Here is a 16008-nt window from a genome sequence, read left to right as displayed (position 1 = left end):
ATCACCTGAAACGCACAGCAAACGGGGCTGTCTAATGACTTCCAAAACGCAACAGCATTCCATCGGGGTGGAAATCGCAAACCAGATCATCGATCTCGCCAACACTCGTCTTGAAGCCGGGGACTTGGTTGAAGATATCGCTTCGGGCTTGCGGCACGCGGCAGCCAATTTTTCGGCGTACGCTTTCTTTCGTTCTGAAAAACTGCCCAAGGATCCCAACGATACCGTTGAGAACTTCATCTCGTTTTTCGAACACTATCTGAGTGTGCATAAGCCCAAGGAAGAACCGGGGCAAGGTCTGAAACATTTGATCGAACAGGCAAAAAACGAAATTTGATGGGGTTGAGGGAGGGATGAGCCTTGACGCCACCCGAACAAAATCGGAGGATTGACCCAGGAGTTTGAACCGAAGGTGATGTGCGCGAAACGACGCATCAATCCAGGGGTAGGCCTTTGCAAAATCCAATCGATGCGGTTCTGGAAGCGGAACGCGAAGCCGAAAGCGAGACCGATCGTCACCGCGCAGCGGCGCGTAAGACCATCAATCAAGCTTTGGAAGACGCGCGGGTAATAGCCGAACGCACCCATCGGCGTATCTCCAACATTCGCACCCATTGCACGGCTTCGGTCGAAGCGTCCTGCGCGGCGATGTGGCGGGCCTATCGCGATCAACCCAAAACCGTGGTCGACAGTCTGATCACGCCCGATCATATCGCCAACGTCTCAAAGCGCGTGGCCGCGAAACTTACAGGCGCGCGCGATGGCTAGCCGGGCCTCGTTTGCATATGCTCAAACCCGCATGCAGGCGCATCACGGGCGGCGCCCCACGAAATCTACGTGGCAGTACCTCAATTCCAGCAAAAGTCTCGGACATTATCTCGATAGTGCGCGCCAAACCGGATTGAAGCGCTGGGTATCGCATTTGACGGCCACTTCAAGTGTGCACGCCATCGAGGATTCGTTGCGGCGCGAGTGGCGGTCCTATGTGGCCGTTATCTCGGCGTGGATCCCCCGCGAATGGCGTCCCGCCTTGCAGTGGACGGGTGGGTTGGTCGACGTGCCCATGACCGCGCATCTGGCCCGCGGTCTGGCGGTTCCGGATTGGGCCGGGGCCGAACGGCCGAAAACCGTCTTGGCACAAAAAGACGATGCCGAGTGGCTCGCGCAGCCCGCCCCCATGGCGGTTTGGCTTGAGCAGTTCCACACGTTGTTGCCCGGCAACGCGGCCACGCGCGCCGACGGCGCGGCGTTGGAAAACGTAATCGCCATCTTGCAGCGCGATCATGGTGCGGACAAACCGGCCAACACGCTTGAGGGGGTCGAGATTCGCTATCAATTGATTTCACGCATGGAGCAGCTGTTTCGCCGCCACGCGCAGCAGCCCGCCGCCGTGTTCGCGTTTTTGGCGATGGTGGCGATGGATTTGGAGCATTTGCGTGCCCACCTCGTTCATCGGTCCTTGTTCCCCGAAACGCTCGACAATCGCTAGGGACGCATATGTTTCATCCGCGAAGCGCAAATTGGTTCGACATCATGGTGCCGCAAAGCGCGCTGGCCTCGACGCTTGAGGGTTTGGCGCACATGAATGCCATTGAGCTGGAGATGGATGCCGACTCGCCCTACGAAGCCGTCGATCTGTCCGATTTGCGGGCGGGTTTGGATGCGTACGGCGAACTGGCGCGGCGCTACCGGGTTTTTTGGCCGGCCCCGGAGCGCGGTTCGCCGTTGCCATCCTACGCTCTGTCCGAGGTTTTGGCCGACAGTGTGAAGCGGTTTCAAAAATGGGCGGCCGAGGCAGTGCCGCATATCGGCGCACTGGAATGCGCGGTGCGCCAGCAAGCCAACTTGCGCCATTTGAGCGAGTTGGCCGCCGCCGCCGGTGCAGAGTTCCCACGCCGCTTGCTGTCGGGAAAACGCAGCAAACTGTTCGACATCGCGGTTTATCTTCTGGAAGACGGCAATCTGCCGCAACGGCACTTGGCGGATGTGTATGCGCGTACCTTCGAAACCCCGATGGGCGTTTATTTTCTCGCCATCGGACCTCACCCCGCGATTGCCGCTGTGACGGTCGAATTGGGTGCGTCCAAGGCACGCAAAATTGACGTGCGCGAAATTCTCGACGCCATCGCCAGCAATGAGATGAAAGATCTGTCGCATAACCTGGATAAGGACTTGTTCGGCACCATCTCAGCGTACATCGCGGCTCAACACGTGCGTGAGCGTCATGCGCAAAAGGCCCTCGCCAAATTGTCCGCAGACTATCGATTGGCGCAAGCGCGCGCCAACATCGAACGGTTGCGGTGGTTGGTCGATCATGTCGGCACGACGGTCTATACCGCCTACTTTGTCCGCATCACAGGGTGGACGGCCCTGAGCCAGCAAGCCCTGGAGCGAACCTTGAACGACTTGCGGACGGATGACGTGCGAACAAGCTACGCGGTGACCGTCGGCCCCCCGCCGGACGGCCTCACGCCACCGTTGTTGTTGGACAATCCTGCGTGGGTGCGCCCATTTGAAACCTTCGTGCGCCTTTTGGGCATGCCCGACCGGGGTGAAGCCGACCCCAGCCCCTTGGTCGCCGTCATCGCACCGTTGCTGTTTGGATTTATGTTTGGCGACGTTGGGCAGGGTTTGGTGTTGCTGTTGGCTGGCTTGGCGTTGCGCCGCAGATGGCCGACGGCGGCGATCTTGGTGCCGGGCGGACTGTTCGCCATGATCTTCGGCTTCGCCTTCGGGACGATTTTCGCGCGTGAAGACGTCATCGGCGCGATGTGGCTGCATCCGTTGGTGCACCCGATTCCGGTATTGAGCGTCGCGATCGGCGCGGGTGTGGCGATCTTGCTGACCGGCATGATGCTCAACAGCGCCGGTGCGCACTGGCAAGGGCGGGGGCGGAATTGGTGGGCGACACAAGCGGGGCTGGTGGTCGCTTATGGCGGCGTGCTGATGAGCTTCGCGACGGTTTGGGGGCAGGTTGTGATCGGCGTGGGCGCGGTGTGGTTCTTGTTGGGCACGGTGCTGTCCGGCGGCGCCTCGAACGTGTCTGGCGCCGGTGTGCGATTCGGCAAAGCCGTCGGCGAATTGATCGAGCAGCTTTTCCAACTGCTCATCAACACCTTGTCGTTCGTGCGCGTGGGCGCGTTCGCCATCGCCCATGCGGGCTTGTCGTCGGCGGTGATGGTGTTGGCGGATATCGCGGGCGGGACGGTGGGCTTTTGGTCGGTTATGATCGTCGGTAACGTGTTCATCATCGCCCTCGAAGGATTGGTCGCGGGTATCCAGACCACTCGTTTGATGCTGTTTGAATTTTTTATTCGTTTTTTGCGCGCCGAGGGGCGTCCCATGCGCATACTGCAAACACCGGCCGCTTGGTCTTTGAAACTTGAAGGAAAAACGACATGAGCGTCGACAGAATCATTCTCTTTGCCTCGCTAACCTTCGGCATTTTTGTCATCGTGCCGTTGAGCTTGGTTCTTTTCACGCCGGAAGTGTTCGCCGCGCAAGACACGGCGACCCTGATGACCAGCGATCCTGCGGTGCGCCAATGGGCATTTGTCGCGGCGGCCATTTCGGCTGGGCTGGGCACCTTGGGTGCGGGTTACGCCGTCGGAATCGTCGGCAGCGCGGCCGTCGGCGCACTGACGGAAAAGCCGGAACTTTTGGGCCGCTTGCTGATTTTCGTCGGCTTGGCCGAAGGTATCGCGATCTACGGCTTGATCGTCGCCATTTTGATTCTCAATCAGGCGGGTTGAGATGAGCCGGGTGGCGTTCATCGGCGACGAAATCAGCGCCGCAGGCTATCGCTTGGCGGGCGCTGAAATCTTTTGCCCTGGTCCGGGGCAAACCCACCAGACCTTTGCCAAGGTGTCGGCGAGCGCAGATGTGATCATGATTACCGCCGAGGCCGCAGGGAGCATTCCCGCTGCCGTGATGGCCGAAGCGCAAGCCGCTTCAACGCCGTTGGTGATGATCGTCGAAGATATTCGCGCCCGGATGTCGCCGCCCGATTTGGAAAAACAGATGCACGCAATTTTGGGATTGGATGCATGAGCGATAACCAGTCCCAAGCGGACGAGAAAGTTGAAGCCATGCTCGACATGGTCAAACGTAACCGCGAAGAACAGTGCCGGATCATCGATGCGGAAGCCGAACAGCAGGCGCGCGACATCATTGCCCGTGCCCACAAGGACGCCCGCGCCAAAGTCCATGAGGTCATTGTCGAAGAACGCCGCAACGGCCTGCGGGCGATCGATAAACAGCGCGCCAAAATAGAAACGGCGAAACGCCAAAACCTGCAAGATCAGGAAAATGCGTTTCTGGAAAAGGTATGGCAGCAGTTGGAACGAGAACTGATCGCGCGCTGGCAAGATGCCACCGCCCGCCAAGCCTGGATCGACGGGGCGGTCGATCAGGCGGTGGCGCATCTGCATCCCGGCGCATGGCGCATCGAATACCCGACGAATGGATCGCTTGATGAGCTCAAACCTTGTATCGAAAGGATCAAAGCGTTCAGTGGCGCCGAGCCCAAACTCATCGCCGTGACGAATTTCGACACGGGCGTATGCATCGAAGCAAACGGCGTGCGGGTCGACGCCACCCTTGCAGGTGTGCTGGCGGACGAAAAGGAAATTGCGGCACTGCTTCTGGCGGAACTGTTTGCGGATGCGGAGGCCACGACATGAGTCAAGCGCGCATTCATTGGATCGGCGGGCCGGTGCTTCGCGCCACGGTCGAAGGCGATTTTCACGTCCACGAAGCCTTGCGTGTGGGACCGCAGAAGACGTTGGGTGAGGTCATCCGTGTGTCGGAACGCGAAATCGTTGCCCAGGTCTACGAAGACACCACCGGGTTGCGTCCGGGCGATGTGGTCGAAGGCACCGGCGCGCCGTTGTCGGTGGCGTTGGGGCCGGGCATTTTGGGTTCGATCTTCGACGGTTTGTTGCGTCCGCTCGATGGCGCGGGTGCTAAAAACTTCGTGCGTCCCGGCGGTTTCGGTCGTGATCGGCAAAGTTATCCGTTCACCCCGCACGTCAAGGTCGGCGAACGGGTTGCGCCGGGCCAAGTGTTCGGCGAAGCCCAAGAGCGCAATCGCGTCGAAAGGTGCATGGTGCCCCACGACGTCGAAGGGGAAATCGTCACCATTGTGAGTGCGGGCGAATACGCCGACGATGAGGCGCTAGCGATGGTGAAACGCGACGACGGGACCGAGGCGGACCTCACCATGGTTCAGTATTGGCCGGTGCGCCGGGCGCGCCCGGTGGCGCGGCGCGAAATGCTCGGCCAACCGTTGATCACCGGCCAACGGGTCATCGACATGCTGTTCCCCGTCGCGTTGGGCGGCCGCGCCATGTTGCCGGGCGGTTTCGGCACCGGAAAGACGGTGTTGCAGGAAACCCTCGCCAAGTGGTCGGACGCGGACGTCATCATCTATGTCGGTTGCGGTGAACGCGGCAACGAAATGGCCGAAGTCCTGCACGAATTCGCCAAGCTGGAAGACCCCCGCACCGGCCGCGCTTTGATGGAGCGCACGGCGATCATCGCCAACACCTCGAACATGCCTGTGGCGGCGCGCGAAGCCAGCATCTACACCGGCATCACGGTGGCGGAATATTTCCGCGACCAAGGCCTCAACGTCGCGTTGATGGCCGATTCCACCAGTCGTTGGGCGGAAGCCTTGCGCGAAGTATCTGGCCGCTTGGGCGAGTTGCCGGGCGAAGGCGGCTATCCGGCGTACATCAGTTCGCGCTTGGCCGAATTTTACGAGCGCGCCGGACGGGTCAAAACGCTTGACGGCGACGATGCCTCGCTGACCGTGGTCGGCACGGTCAGTCCGCCGGCGGGCGATTTTTCCGAACCCGTCACCACCCATTCGAAACGTTATGTGCGTTGCTTTTGGGGCTTGGACCGCATCCGCGCCCAGGCGCGCTTTTATCCGGCCATCGATCCGTTGCAGTCCTATTCCGAAGACGCGCCGCGATTGGCGGAATGGTGGCGCACCAAAGGCGGCAATCCCGATTGGCAACAGAGCCGTCAAAAAATACTCACCCTTCTCGATGAGGAAGCTCGTATCGAGCGTCTGGCACGCATTGTCGGCAAGGATGCTTTGCCCGCCGAACAACAAATCGTCTTGCTCTATGCCGAAATGATCAACGAAGGTCTGTTGCGCCAGTTGGCGACGTCGCCGGTCGATCGCTATTGTTCGCCGACGCGCCAAACCCACATGATCCGCTTGATCATGCACTTTATCGAACGGGCCGAGCAGGCCATGCTCGATGGCGTGACGCCGCAGGTCATCTCGAACCTAGCAACCCGGCGTCTGCTGCAGCGCATGGGCGAGGAGCTCGGTGAGGACCGCCTAGACGATTACAAAGACCTGTGGCGCGCCATCGACGAAGATTTCGCCGCGCTTTCCAGCCCCCACAACGGTGGCGCCAAGGAGGTGCACGATGCGCATTGATCTGACCGCGACGGGATCGGGCACCGCCATCGAAGGCCCGCTGATGTTCTTGAAGCGCAACGTCAACGTCGGCCTCAACGAAGCGGTCGAAGTGGTTGGCGCTGACGGCAAGGCGCGCTTGGGCCGCGTCGCGGTGCTGGGCGAAGACAGCATCGGCATCGAGGTTTTGGAATCCACCACCGGCTTAGGCCTGGCCGACACGCGGGTGCGGTTTTTGGCTGAACCGTTGACCATGTCTTTGGGGCCGGGCCTTTTGGGCCGCGTGTTCGACGGCGTTGGGCGGCCCATGGATGGCGGCCCGCCGGTCGCCGCGACCCGACGCGTGCGCATCGATGGCGGTTCGATCAACCCGGCGTTTCGCGAAACCCCGGTGGATTTCATCGAAACCGGCATTTCCACTATTGATCTGATGAACAGTCTGGTGCGCGGACAAAAGCTGCCGCTGTTTTCCGGCGGCGGCATGCCCCATGACCAGATCGCCATCGAAATCGCGCGCCGCGCACGGTTGCGCGGCGGCGACGCGGGCGACTTCGCGATCGTGTTCGTCGGTATCGGCATTCCACAAGACACTGCCGAACAGTTCCGTTCCGCCATGGAAGACAGTGGCGCATTGGAACACACGGTGATTTTTCTCAACATCGCCGGCATGCCCAGCCCGCAACGTTTGCTGACGCCGCGCTACGCCTTGACGGCGGCGGAACATTTGGCCTTCGTCGAAGGGCGCCATGTCTTGGTCATCATGACCGACATGACCAACTACTGCGAAGCCCTGCGCGAAGTGTCGTCGAGCCACGGCGAAATCCCCAGCCGCAAGGGCTATCCGGGGTATATGTATTCCGATCTCGCGACCATTTTTGAGCGCGCGGGCGCGGTGCGCGGGTTGCCGGGAACGGTAACCCAGTTGCCCATTTTGACCATGCCCGGCGACGACATCGGTCATCCCATCCCCGACTTGACCGGCTACATCACCGAAGGGCAAATCGTGCTGGATCGCGAGCTGTTTCACAAAGGCGTCAACCCGCCGGTGAACGTGCTGCCGAGTTTGTCGCGGGTCATGGATGCGGGTATCGGCGAAGGTTTCACCACCGCCGATCATCCGGCGCTGTCCAACCAGTTGTTCGCCGCTTATGCGCGGGCCACCCGGGTGCGGGTGTTGGCCAGCGTGGTCGGGCGCAACAGCTTGTCGAGCGTCGATCAGAACTATCTGGAATTCGGCGATCGTTTTGAGCGCGATCTGGTGCATCAGTCCGAACCGCGTTCGTTGGAAGAAAGCATGGCGATCGGCTGGAAGCTGCTGAGCATCTTGCCCAGCGTCGAGTTGACCCGTATCAGTGACGAGCAGATCGCCCGCCACATCAAAGGAGGCGGCGATGCGCCTTCAGGGTCGTGAGGTCTCACCCACCCGCGCCAGCCAACTGGCGTTGCGCGACGAGCAGAAACTGATCCGCGAGGGTTATGAGTTTCTCGACGAAAAACGCATGTTGTTGGCGCAAGAACTTCTGCGTCAGTTGCAAGCGTTCAGCGCCTTGAATGCACGCCGCAAAGATGTTCATAAGTCCGCTCGCGACGCCCTGGTCGCGGCCTTGATGCGTCACGGTTTGGAAGAACTGTCGCTGTATCCGCCGCCTGTTGACGATGAGCTGGCCGCAGATATCGCTTCGCGGAAGTTCATCGGTTTTTCACTACTCGAGGCAAAGTTGATTTTTGAGTCCTCGGCTCTTAATCAAAGCCCCGCCCAAGCGGCGTTTCCCAGTGTCGAAGCCGACCTGTGCGCCGAAGCGTTCCGCGCGTTGATGGTGATCGATGTCGAACGCGCGGCAATCAGCGCCAATCTGCACCGCTTGGCCCAAGAATACGTCGCCACCGAACGCCGTGCTCGGGCGTTGGAAAACGTCTTGTTGCCGGAAATCGCGGTGGCGGTTAAACAGATCGGCGAAAACCTCGAAGCCAGCGAGCAGGAAGAGGCGCTTCAGGTGCGCCACGCGAAATTCACCCACGCAACCTAAAGCCCGTGAAAACACCATGAACGCCGAAAAAGAATCCATCACCCCCGCGGGCTTCGCCAAGCTGCAGGCCGAACTGACTCAGTTGTGGGAAGGCGAGCGACCGGAAGTGGTGCGCACCGTACACTGGGCGGCGAGCAACGGTGACCGCTCGGAAAACGGCGATTACATTTACGGCAAAAAGCGTCTGCGCCAAATCGATGGACGGGTACGCTATTTGCGCAAACGTCTGGAAAGCCTGAAGGTCGTCGATCCGTGCTTTCAGGTCGAACGCGACCGTGTGCACTTTGGCGCGACGGTGCGCTACGAGCGTGAAAACGGTGCGGAGCAGACCGTCACCATTATCGGCAGCGATGAAACCGAACCCAGTGCCGGGCGCATCAGCGTGGACTCGCCCATCGGCCGCGCGCTGATGGGCAAACGCGTGGGCGATCTGGTCAATGTCATCACCCCAGGCGGCGAGGACGAGCTCGAGGTGTTGAGCATCGCCTATCCCGAACGCCCTTAATTTTTCGCATCTGCACACGTTTTGTGCAGAAATTGTGATGGTGAGACCGTCAATTCGGGCCGGTATCGCGGAAATCCACAGATAACGCAAGTGGCACTCATCTTGCAGTTTACCTCGCGACGTTGATGCGAAGTCGGGGCGAATGAGAAGTTTGGGTGAATGACGGGCGATCTCAAGATATTGGTGATCGATGAAGATCCGGTGCGCGCGGCGATCTTGAAAGAGGGATTGAGCGACGGCGGCCATCTGTGCGTGGAGTGGATCGCCGACACCTCAAACTTGTATGCGCGTATATCGGCGTTGGATCCGGACGTAGTGCTGATCGATCTTGAAAACCCCAACCGCGACGTGTTGGAGCAAATGTTTCAGGTCAGCCGCGAGGTCAAACGGCCCATCGCCATGTTCGTCGATCAATCCGATAGCGCCATGATCACCGCCTCGGTCGACGCGGGCGTTAGTGCCTACATCGTCGATGGGCTGCGCAAGGACCGCATCAAGCCGATATTGGATATGACCATCAGCCGCTTCAATGCGTTTTCCAGATTGCAGCGCGAACTCGACGACACGAAAACCCAATTGGAAGAGCGCAAGATCATCGACCGCGCCAAGGGCATCTTGATGCGCCAAAAAAGCATAGGTGAGGATGAGGCCTATGCGCTATTGCGCCGCAACGCCATGAACCAGAAGAAAAAAATCGCAGAGATCGCCGCCAGCGTGGTGACCGCCGCCGATTTATTGAGTTGAGGGCCGAAACCATGAGCACCACGCAAAATCTTGTTCCGGTACGCGCTGGGTTCATTCCCCTGGTCGATTGCGCTGTGTTGGTTGTTGCACGCGAACAGGGCTTTGCGGCACAACACGGCCTTGACCTGCAGTTGTTCAAAGAGGTGTCGTGGGCCAATATTCGTGATCGTGTCAATGTCGGCCAATTCGATGTGGCGCATATGCTGGCGGGCATGCCCATCGCCGCGAGCCTGGGCGTCGGCCATATCAAAGTTGCAACCATCGCCCCCATGGCCTTGAGCGTAGGCGGCAACGCCATCACGGTGAGCCACGGCCTATTTGATGAACTGAACGCCACCGGTCTGGATCTGAGCGAGCCCCTGAGCGCGGCCAAAGCATTACGCCAAGTGGTCGATCGGCGGCGCGGTGAAAACCGAGAGCCCTTGTCGTTCGGCCAAGTGTTTCCGTTTTCGTGCCACAATTACCAACTGCGCTATTGGATGGCGGCTGCGGGCATCGACCCCGAACGCGACGTGCGATTGGTTGTTATCCCCCCGCCGTACATGGTCAAAAGCCTGGAGGCGGGTCAAGTGGATGGCTTTTGCGTCGGCGAGCCCTGGAACACCCTGGCCGCAGAGCAAGGCGTCGGCGTGATCCTAACCCACACGGCAGCCTTCTGGCCGTTCGGCCCGGAGAAGGTTTTGGGCCTTCAGCAAAACTGGGCGGAGCAGAACTCCGAGCCCCTTACGGCGTTGCTCCAAGCGCTGGATCAAGCAGGGCAATGGGCGGACGACCCCACTCATCGTCTTGAACTGGCGACGCTTTTGGCGCGGCCGGAATATCTGGATGTGCCGCAAAGCGTGGTGCTGACGGCGTTGAACGGCGACCTGAGTTTTCACGACAACGGCGCGGCGCGCGCGGACTGCGAACATGCACTGTGGCTCTATGCGCAAATGGTGCGCTGGGGTCAGACGCCGTTGTCGCGCGATGCGGAGCAAGCGGTATGCCGCACCTACCGCCCGGACCTGCTGGCCGAAGCATTGGGCATCGCAGCGGGCGAACAATCCGAACGCGACACCGTGTTTTTGGACGGAGTGCCCTTCGATGCCACGAACGTGCCAGGCTATATCGCCGCTTTGAAGGTCAAGTCATGACCAAAAAATGTACAGTGTTCATTAAATAAGCATAATATGCACAAATTATGGGCAATGGTGGTGCGCCGTAGGTCTGTCTCGGAGCCACAAAATCCAAGATTTATCGATATATCAAATGGTTAAAATGCCAGCCGTTAATTGGCACGCATCTTGTAGTAACTGTTTCGTACCCCGGCGCTGATGTCGGGACCCAATTTACATTCCACCCAACGCCGGGTGAACGCTGCAACGTCGCAGATCCCAGGACCGAACGGTTCCGGAATCTTTGCGGCGTTTTTTTATTGTTTTACGCAAGCCACATGTGGCGAGAAGGAGAAGTCCAAATGAGCAAACCTCGAATGCCCAAGCATTCCTTCGAAGATGTGTCGCAGAAGTCCATAGTTCGTCAAGCGGCCCTGGGCCTGGGCACGTTGGCCTTGGGGTTGGGCTTGTTTGCCTTTCCGTTGCACGCCGAGCCGTTGGAGGTTGAGAAAGAAGAGCTGAAGTTCGGCTTCATCAAACTCACCGACATGGCGCCGCTGGCGGTTGCGTATGAGCAGGGTTTCTTCGAAGACGAAGGTCTTTACGTGACGCTGGAACCGCAAGCCAACTGGAAGGTGTTGCTCGATCGCGTGATCACCGGAGAGTTGGACGGCGCGCACATGCTGGCCGGACAGCCGTTGGGCGCGACCATCGGCTTCGGCACCCAGGCGCATATCATCACGGCGTTTTCGATGGATTTGAACGGCAACGCCATCACCGTGTCCAACGACATCTGGGATCAAATGAAACCGCACGTGCCCAAAGGCGCGGACGGCAAGCCCCAGCACCCGATCAAGGCCGATGCGCTCAAGCCCGTGGTCGATCAATTCCGCACCGAAGGCAAGCCTTTCAAGATGGGCATGGTGTTCCCGGTGTCGACCCACAACTACGAACTGCGCTACTGGCTGGCGGCCGGCGGCATTCATCCGGGATATTATTCCAAGACCGACACCACCGGCCAAATCGGTGCGGACGCGTTGCTGTCCGTGACCCCGCCGCCGCAGATGCCGGCAACCATGGAAGCGGGCACCATCTATGGCTATTGCGTCGGCGAGCCATGGAACCAACAGGCGGTGTTCAAGGGCATCGGCGTTCCTGTCGTGACCGATTACGAAATTTGGAAGAACAACCCCGAAAAGGTCTTCGGTGTCAGCAACGAATGGGCTGAAAAGAACCCCAAGACCCATCTCGCGGTGGTCAAGGCTTTGATCCGCGCCGCGCAGTGGTTGGATGAAAATGACAACGCCAATCGTCAAGCTGCGGTCGAAATTCTCGCCCGTTCGCAGTATGTCGGCGCGGATGCGAACGTGATTGCGAATTCCATGACCGGCACTTTCGAGTATGAAAAAGGCGACAAACGCGATGTGCCCGACTTCAACGTGTTCTTCCGCCACTATGCGACCTATCCGTACTATTCCGACGCCATTTGGTATCTGAGCCAAATGCGCCGCTGGGGTCAGATCACCGAACAGAAATCCGACGAATGGTACAAAGAAACCGCGGCCAAGGTTTACCGCCCGGACATCTATCTGCAAGCGGCGAAGATGTTGGTCGATGAAGGCAAGGTCAAAAAGGAAGACTTCCCTTGGGACAGTGACGGCTACCGCGCGCCGCAGACGCACTTCATCGACAACCTGATGTACGACGGCACCAAACCCAACGCATACCTGAGCCAATTCCCGATCGGCCTGAAAGGCGCCGAGGTGGTAGTCGGCAACGAAGTGCTGGCTTCCAAGTAAGGACATAGGTGGGGAGGGGCCTGCATCTCCTCCCCACCGCCAAGCACGCATAATCGAGGAACAGTGACATGAACACCGCAACGACCGCGAACGATGCCAACGCCGAAGAGGCTCTCAAAGCTGCTGCAAAAGCGAAGCGACTGGAACGACTGCACACGCGCATCAACAAGGCGTCGAAATATCTGAACGTCGCCGGATTGGGCTGGGTCACGCCGATTTTGAAAATGGCTGCCGGCGAAGACGCCAAGACCCAAGGTAAAGAGTTGTGGCGCTTGCTGGGGGTTCCTGTCACGGCGATCATGCTGTTCTTGGCCATGTGGGCGCAGACCGCGCCGATGGTCAAAACGTCGCTGGGGGCTATTCCCGGCCCGGTTCAGGTTTGGGAACAGACCGTCAATCTTTACGCCGATCACGTGCGCGAGCGGGAAAAAGAAGCCGCGTTTTATGATCGTCAAGACAAGCGCAACGCCGCCAAATTGGACAAAAACCCGAGCGCCGAAATCAAGGTGCGTCAATACACCGGTAAGCCGACCTACATCGACCAAATCTTTACCAGCCTGAAAACCGTGTTCATGGGCTTTATGATCGGTTCCTTGATCGCGGTGCCGCTGGGTGTGTTCTGTGGTTTGTCGCCAACGGTCAACGCCGCGCTCAATCCGCTGATCCAGGTGTTCAAGCCGGTCTCGCCGTTGGCATGGTTGCCGCTGGTGACCATGGTGGTGAGCGCGGTTTACGTCAGCGACAACCCGATGTTCGACAAAGCCTTCGTCACGTCGGCTATCACGGTGACGCTGTGCTCGTTGTGGCCGACGCTGATCAACACCGCCGTCGGCGTGGCGTCCATCGACAAGGATTTGATGAACGTGGGCCGCGTGTTGCGCTTGAAATGGGACACCACGCTGACCAAGTTGGTGTTGCCGAGTTCGCTTCCCTACATCTTCACCGGTTTGCGTCTGTCTCTGGGCGTGGGTTGGATGGTTTTGATCGCCGCAGAAATGCTGGCGCAGAACCCCGGCCTCGGTAAATTCGTGTGGGACGAGTTTCAAAACGGATCGTCTCAGTCGTTGGCTAAGATCATGGTCGCAGTGTTCACCATCGGCATCATCGGTTTCGCATTGGACCGCATCATGTCCGCAATGCAGGCGATGTTCACCCACGGCGAAGTGCGCTGAGCGGGAACGGAAAGGAAAACGATCATGGCACCGGTCCTGGAACTCAAAAACGTCACCAAAAGCTTCGGTCAGGGTAAAGACAAAACCGCCGTGCTCGGGGGCATCGACCTCGCCATTGAAGAAGGCGAATTCGTCGCCATTGTCGGTTTTTCCGGCTCGGGCAAAACCACGCTGATCAATTTGATCGCGGGCCTGGAAAAGGCCGACCAAGGCAAGGTTCTGTTGAAGGGCCAACCGATCACCGGACCCGGACCCGATCGCGGTTTGGTGTTTCAAAGCTATTCGCTGTTTCCGTGGCTGACGGTGTTGGACAACATCAAGCTGGCGGTGGAAAGCGTCTTCACCGATCTGAGTAAGTCAGAACGCGCAGCCAAGGCGCAGCATTACATCGACATGGTCGGCCTTAGTCATGCCGTCGACCGCCGCCCGGCGGAACTTTCGGGCGGCATGCGCCAACGCGTTTCGGTGGCGCGCGCCCTGGCGATGAACCCCGACATCTTGCTGCTCGACGAACCGCTGTCGGCGCTGGATGCGCTGACCCGCGCCAAGCTGCAAGACGAGATCGAACAGATTTGGTCGCAAGACAAAAAGACCGTGATCCTCATCACCAACGACGTCGATGAAGCGCTGTTGTTGGCCGATCGCATCATTCCCCTCAATCCGGGGCCGGACGCCACCTTGGGGCCGGCCTTCAAGGTCGATCTGGCGCGTCCGCGCGAACGCACGGCGATGAATTCCGACGCGACGTTCAAGAAATTACGCGCGGACATCACCAAGTACCTGATGGACGTCGGCGCGGCCGCCCAAGCGGCCAGCGGCGACGAAGGCGAACTGCCCAACGTCACCCCGGTGTTCCCGGATGCGAAACGCCCGCCGAAAGCGTTTCGCGAGGCGATGAAGAGCCACCACGAAGACCGCTATCTCGAATTCTTCAATCTCAAGAAAGTTTATCCGACGCCCAAAGGGCCGCTGACGGTGGTGGACGGTTTCGAGACCATCTTGAAGAAGGGCGAGTTCATTTCCCTGATCGGCCATTCCGGTTGCGGCAAGTCGACGGTGCTGTCGATGGCGGCGGGACTGAATTCCATCTCCGACGGCGGTATCGTTCTGGACGGTCACGAAGTCACCGGCGCCAATCCCGAACGCGCGGTGGTGTTTCAGGCCCCCAATCTCTACACCTGGCTGACGGCTAAGGAAAACGTGATGCTGGGCGTGGAACGCGTGTTCCCCCACGCCACCCCCGGCGAGCGCAGCGACATCGTTGAATATTATTTGTCGCGTGTCGGTCTCAAAGACGCCATGCACAAACCCACCGCCGACATGTCCAACGGCATGAAGCAACGCGTCGGCATCGCGCGCGCCTTTGCGCTGTCGCCGAAACTGCTGCTGCTGGACGAACCGTTCGGCATGCTCGACAGCCTGACGCGTTGGGAACTGCAAGAAGTTTTGATGGAAGTCTGGGATCGCACCAAGGTCACCACGGTGTGCGTCACCCACGACGTGGATGAAGCCATCTTGCTGGCGGACCGGGTGGTGATGATGACCAACGGCCCGCATGCGCGCATCGGCAAGATCATGGATGTCGACCTGCCACGTCCACGCACCCGCAAAGCGCTGCTGGAACACCCCAAGTATTACGAACTGCGTGAGCAACTGCTCGGTTTCTTGGAAGAGTACGAGCACGGCCACAAAGGTAAATCGGAACTGAAATCCGAAGACAGCGAGACGGAAACGAAAGCCGTCGCCTAAACCCTCGAAGATAAAAACGGAGACCGAACATGACACCCGAACAAAAGCAACTGGTTCAATCTTCTTTCGCCAAAGTCGCACCCATCGCGCCGCAAGCCGCCGAACTGTTCTACGGCCGCTTGTTCGAGCTCGATCCGTCACTGAAGGCTTTGTTCAAGGGCGATATGACGACCCAAGGTCAAAAGCTGATGTCCACATTGGGTGTCGCGGTCGGCAGCCTCAACAACCTCGATGCGTTGCTGCCCGTGCTGCAGAACCTTGGTCGCGGCCATGTGGGCTATGGCGTGAAGGACAGTCATTACGACACGGTCGGCGCGGCGCTGCTGTGGACCTTGGAACAAGGCCTGGGCGACGGATTTACGCCGGACGTCAAGGATGCCTGGGTCGAGGTTTACACCCTTGTCTCCACCGTCATGAAAGAAGCCGCCGCAGAGGTCAAGGCCGCCTGATCAAACCGGCTGTCATCGCGAGCTCGTGAGGAG

17 protein-coding genes are annotated in these 16008 nt (G+C 59.3%); all 17 read left to right on the top strand.

From position 1 onward, the window contains the following. Positions 1 to 34 precede the first annotated feature (34 nt). A complete protein-coding gene (locus VIN96_RS15130; RefSeq protein ID WP_331897297.1) occupies positions 35 to 337 on the top strand; it encodes a DUF3144 domain-containing protein in 303 nt (100 codons plus the stop codon). A gap of 116 nt (positions 338 to 453) precedes the next feature. After that, on the top strand, positions 454 to 768 hold the full coding sequence (locus tag VIN96_RS15125) for a hypothetical protein (protein ID WP_331897295.1): 315 nt from the start codon (positions 454 to 456) through the stop codon (positions 766 to 768). Continuing rightward, a complete protein-coding gene (locus VIN96_RS15120) occupies positions 761 to 1489 on the top strand; it encodes a hypothetical protein (RefSeq protein ID WP_331897294.1) in 729 nt (242 codons plus the stop codon). The genes VIN96_RS15125 and VIN96_RS15120 overlap by 8 nt, the downstream gene beginning before the upstream one ends. An 8-nt stretch (positions 1490 to 1497) precedes the next feature. Next, positions 1498 to 3402 (top strand): V-type ATPase 116kDa subunit family protein, encoded by a 1905-nt coding sequence (locus VIN96_RS15115; RefSeq protein ID WP_331897293.1) that lies wholly within the window; start codon positions 1498 to 1500, stop codon positions 3400 to 3402. After that, the gene (locus VIN96_RS15110; protein ID WP_331897291.1) at positions 3399 to 3752 is read left to right on the top strand and encodes an ATP synthase subunit C; all 354 of its coding nucleotides are present in this window, start codon (positions 3399 to 3401) and stop codon (positions 3750 to 3752) included. Before VIN96_RS15115 ends, VIN96_RS15110 begins: the two co-directional genes overlap by 4 nt. A 1-nt stretch (position 3753) precedes the next feature. Continuing rightward, positions 3754 to 4050, top strand: coding sequence for a V-type ATP synthase subunit F (locus tag VIN96_RS15105; RefSeq protein WP_331897289.1), 297 nt, complete (start codon positions 3754 to 3756; stop codon positions 4048 to 4050). Then, entirely contained in the window at positions 4047 to 4682 is a 636-nt protein-coding gene (locus VIN96_RS15100; RefSeq protein ID WP_331897287.1) for a hypothetical protein, read from the top strand. The genes VIN96_RS15105 and VIN96_RS15100 overlap by 4 nt, the downstream gene beginning before the upstream one ends. Next, a complete protein-coding gene (locus VIN96_RS15095; RefSeq protein WP_331897285.1) occupies positions 4679 to 6457 on the top strand; it encodes a V-type ATP synthase subunit A in 1779 nt (592 codons plus the stop codon). Before VIN96_RS15100 ends, VIN96_RS15095 begins: the two co-directional genes overlap by 4 nt. Then, positions 6447 to 7847, top strand: a complete 1401-nt coding sequence (locus tag VIN96_RS15090) for a V-type ATP synthase subunit B (protein ID WP_331897283.1) — start codon at positions 6447 to 6449, stop codon at positions 7845 to 7847. Before VIN96_RS15095 ends, VIN96_RS15090 begins: the two co-directional genes overlap by 11 nt. After that, complete coding sequence (locus VIN96_RS15085; protein WP_331897282.1) at positions 7828 to 8463, top strand: V-type ATP synthase subunit D; 636 nt, start codon at positions 7828 to 7830, stop codon at positions 8461 to 8463. The genes VIN96_RS15090 and VIN96_RS15085 overlap by 20 nt, the downstream gene beginning before the upstream one ends. 16 nt (positions 8464 to 8479) lie before the next feature. Further along, positions 8480 to 8968 carry a transcription elongation factor GreB gene (greB, locus tag VIN96_RS15080; RefSeq protein WP_331897280.1) on the top strand — a complete coding sequence of 163 codons (489 nt, stop codon included), beginning with the start codon at positions 8480 to 8482 and terminating at the stop codon, positions 8966 to 8968. 159 nt (positions 8969 to 9127) lie between these two features. Then, complete coding sequence (locus VIN96_RS15075) at positions 9128 to 9712, top strand: ANTAR domain-containing response regulator (RefSeq protein WP_331897278.1); 585 nt, start codon at positions 9128 to 9130, stop codon at positions 9710 to 9712. Positions 9713 to 9723: 11 nt separating this feature from the next. Further along, positions 9724 to 10845, top strand: coding sequence for a CmpA/NrtA family ABC transporter substrate-binding protein (locus VIN96_RS15070; RefSeq protein ID WP_331897276.1), 1122 nt, complete (start codon positions 9724 to 9726; stop codon positions 10843 to 10845). Positions 10846 to 11168: 323 nt separating this feature from the next. Continuing rightward, positions 11169 to 12605 carry a CmpA/NrtA family ABC transporter substrate-binding protein gene (locus VIN96_RS15065; RefSeq protein ID WP_331897274.1) on the top strand — a complete coding sequence of 479 codons (1437 nt, stop codon included), beginning with the start codon at positions 11169 to 11171 and terminating at the stop codon, positions 12603 to 12605. Between the two features lie 68 nt (positions 12606 to 12673). Further along, a complete protein-coding gene (locus tag VIN96_RS15060) occupies positions 12674 to 13777 on the top strand; it encodes an ABC transporter permease (protein WP_331897272.1) in 1104 nt (367 codons plus the stop codon). 24 nt (positions 13778 to 13801) lie between these two features. Then, positions 13802 to 15526 (top strand): nitrate ABC transporter ATP-binding protein, encoded by a 1725-nt coding sequence (locus VIN96_RS15055; RefSeq protein WP_331897271.1) that lies wholly within the window; start codon positions 13802 to 13804, stop codon positions 15524 to 15526. A gap of 29 nt (positions 15527 to 15555) precedes the next feature. Beyond that, positions 15556 to 15975, top strand: a complete 420-nt coding sequence (locus VIN96_RS15050; RefSeq protein ID WP_331897270.1) for a globin family protein — start codon at positions 15556 to 15558, stop codon at positions 15973 to 15975. The last annotated feature ends 33 nt before the right edge of the window (positions 15976 to 16008 follow it).

Origin of the sequence: Magnetovibrio sp. (genome assembly GCF_036568125.1) — a bacterium.
In the GTDB taxonomy this organism is placed as follows: domain Bacteria; phylum Pseudomonadota; class Alphaproteobacteria; order Rhodospirillales; family Magnetovibrionaceae; genus Magnetovibrio.
Note: the sequence above shows the minus strand (reverse complement) of the source record. Positions and strands in the feature narration are given on the sequence as shown.

Coding starts and splice junctions, on each gene's coding strand:
- VIN96_RS15130 (WP_331897297.1), top strand. CDS start 35: ATGACTTCCAAAACGCAACAGCATTCCATCGGGGTGGAAATCGCAAAC.
- VIN96_RS15120 (WP_331897294.1), top strand. CDS start 761: ATGGCTAGCCGGGCCTCGTTTGCATATGCTCAAACCCGCATGCAGGCG.
- VIN96_RS15115 (WP_331897293.1), top strand. CDS start 1,498: ATGTTTCATCCGCGAAGCGCAAATTGGTTCGACATCATGGTGCCGCAA.
- VIN96_RS15110 (WP_331897291.1), top strand. CDS start 3,399: ATGAGCGTCGACAGAATCATTCTCTTTGCCTCGCTAACCTTCGGCATT.
- VIN96_RS15105 (WP_331897289.1), top strand. CDS start 3,754: ATGAGCCGGGTGGCGTTCATCGGCGACGAAATCAGCGCCGCAGGCTAT.
- VIN96_RS15100 (WP_331897287.1), top strand. CDS start 4,047: ATGAGCGATAACCAGTCCCAAGCGGACGAGAAAGTTGAAGCCATGCTC.
- VIN96_RS15095 (WP_331897285.1), top strand. CDS start 4,679: ATGAGTCAAGCGCGCATTCATTGGATCGGCGGGCCGGTGCTTCGCGCC.
- VIN96_RS15090 (WP_331897283.1), top strand. CDS start 6,447: ATGCGCATTGATCTGACCGCGACGGGATCGGGCACCGCCATCGAAGGC.
- VIN96_RS15085 (WP_331897282.1), top strand. CDS start 7,828: ATGCGCCTTCAGGGTCGTGAGGTCTCACCCACCCGCGCCAGCCAACTG.
- greB (WP_331897280.1), top strand. CDS start 8,480: ATGAACGCCGAAAAAGAATCCATCACCCCCGCGGGCTTCGCCAAGCTG.
- VIN96_RS15075 (WP_331897278.1), top strand. CDS start 9,128: ATGACGGGCGATCTCAAGATATTGGTGATCGATGAAGATCCGGTGCGC.
- VIN96_RS15070 (WP_331897276.1), top strand. CDS start 9,724: ATGAGCACCACGCAAAATCTTGTTCCGGTACGCGCTGGGTTCATTCCC.
- VIN96_RS15065 (WP_331897274.1), top strand. CDS start 11,169: ATGAGCAAACCTCGAATGCCCAAGCATTCCTTCGAAGATGTGTCGCAG.
- VIN96_RS15060 (WP_331897272.1), top strand. CDS start 12,674: ATGAACACCGCAACGACCGCGAACGATGCCAACGCCGAAGAGGCTCTC.
- VIN96_RS15055 (WP_331897271.1), top strand. CDS start 13,802: ATGGCACCGGTCCTGGAACTCAAAAACGTCACCAAAAGCTTCGGTCAG.
- VIN96_RS15050 (WP_331897270.1), top strand. CDS start 15,556: ATGACACCCGAACAAAAGCAACTGGTTCAATCTTCTTTCGCCAAAGTC.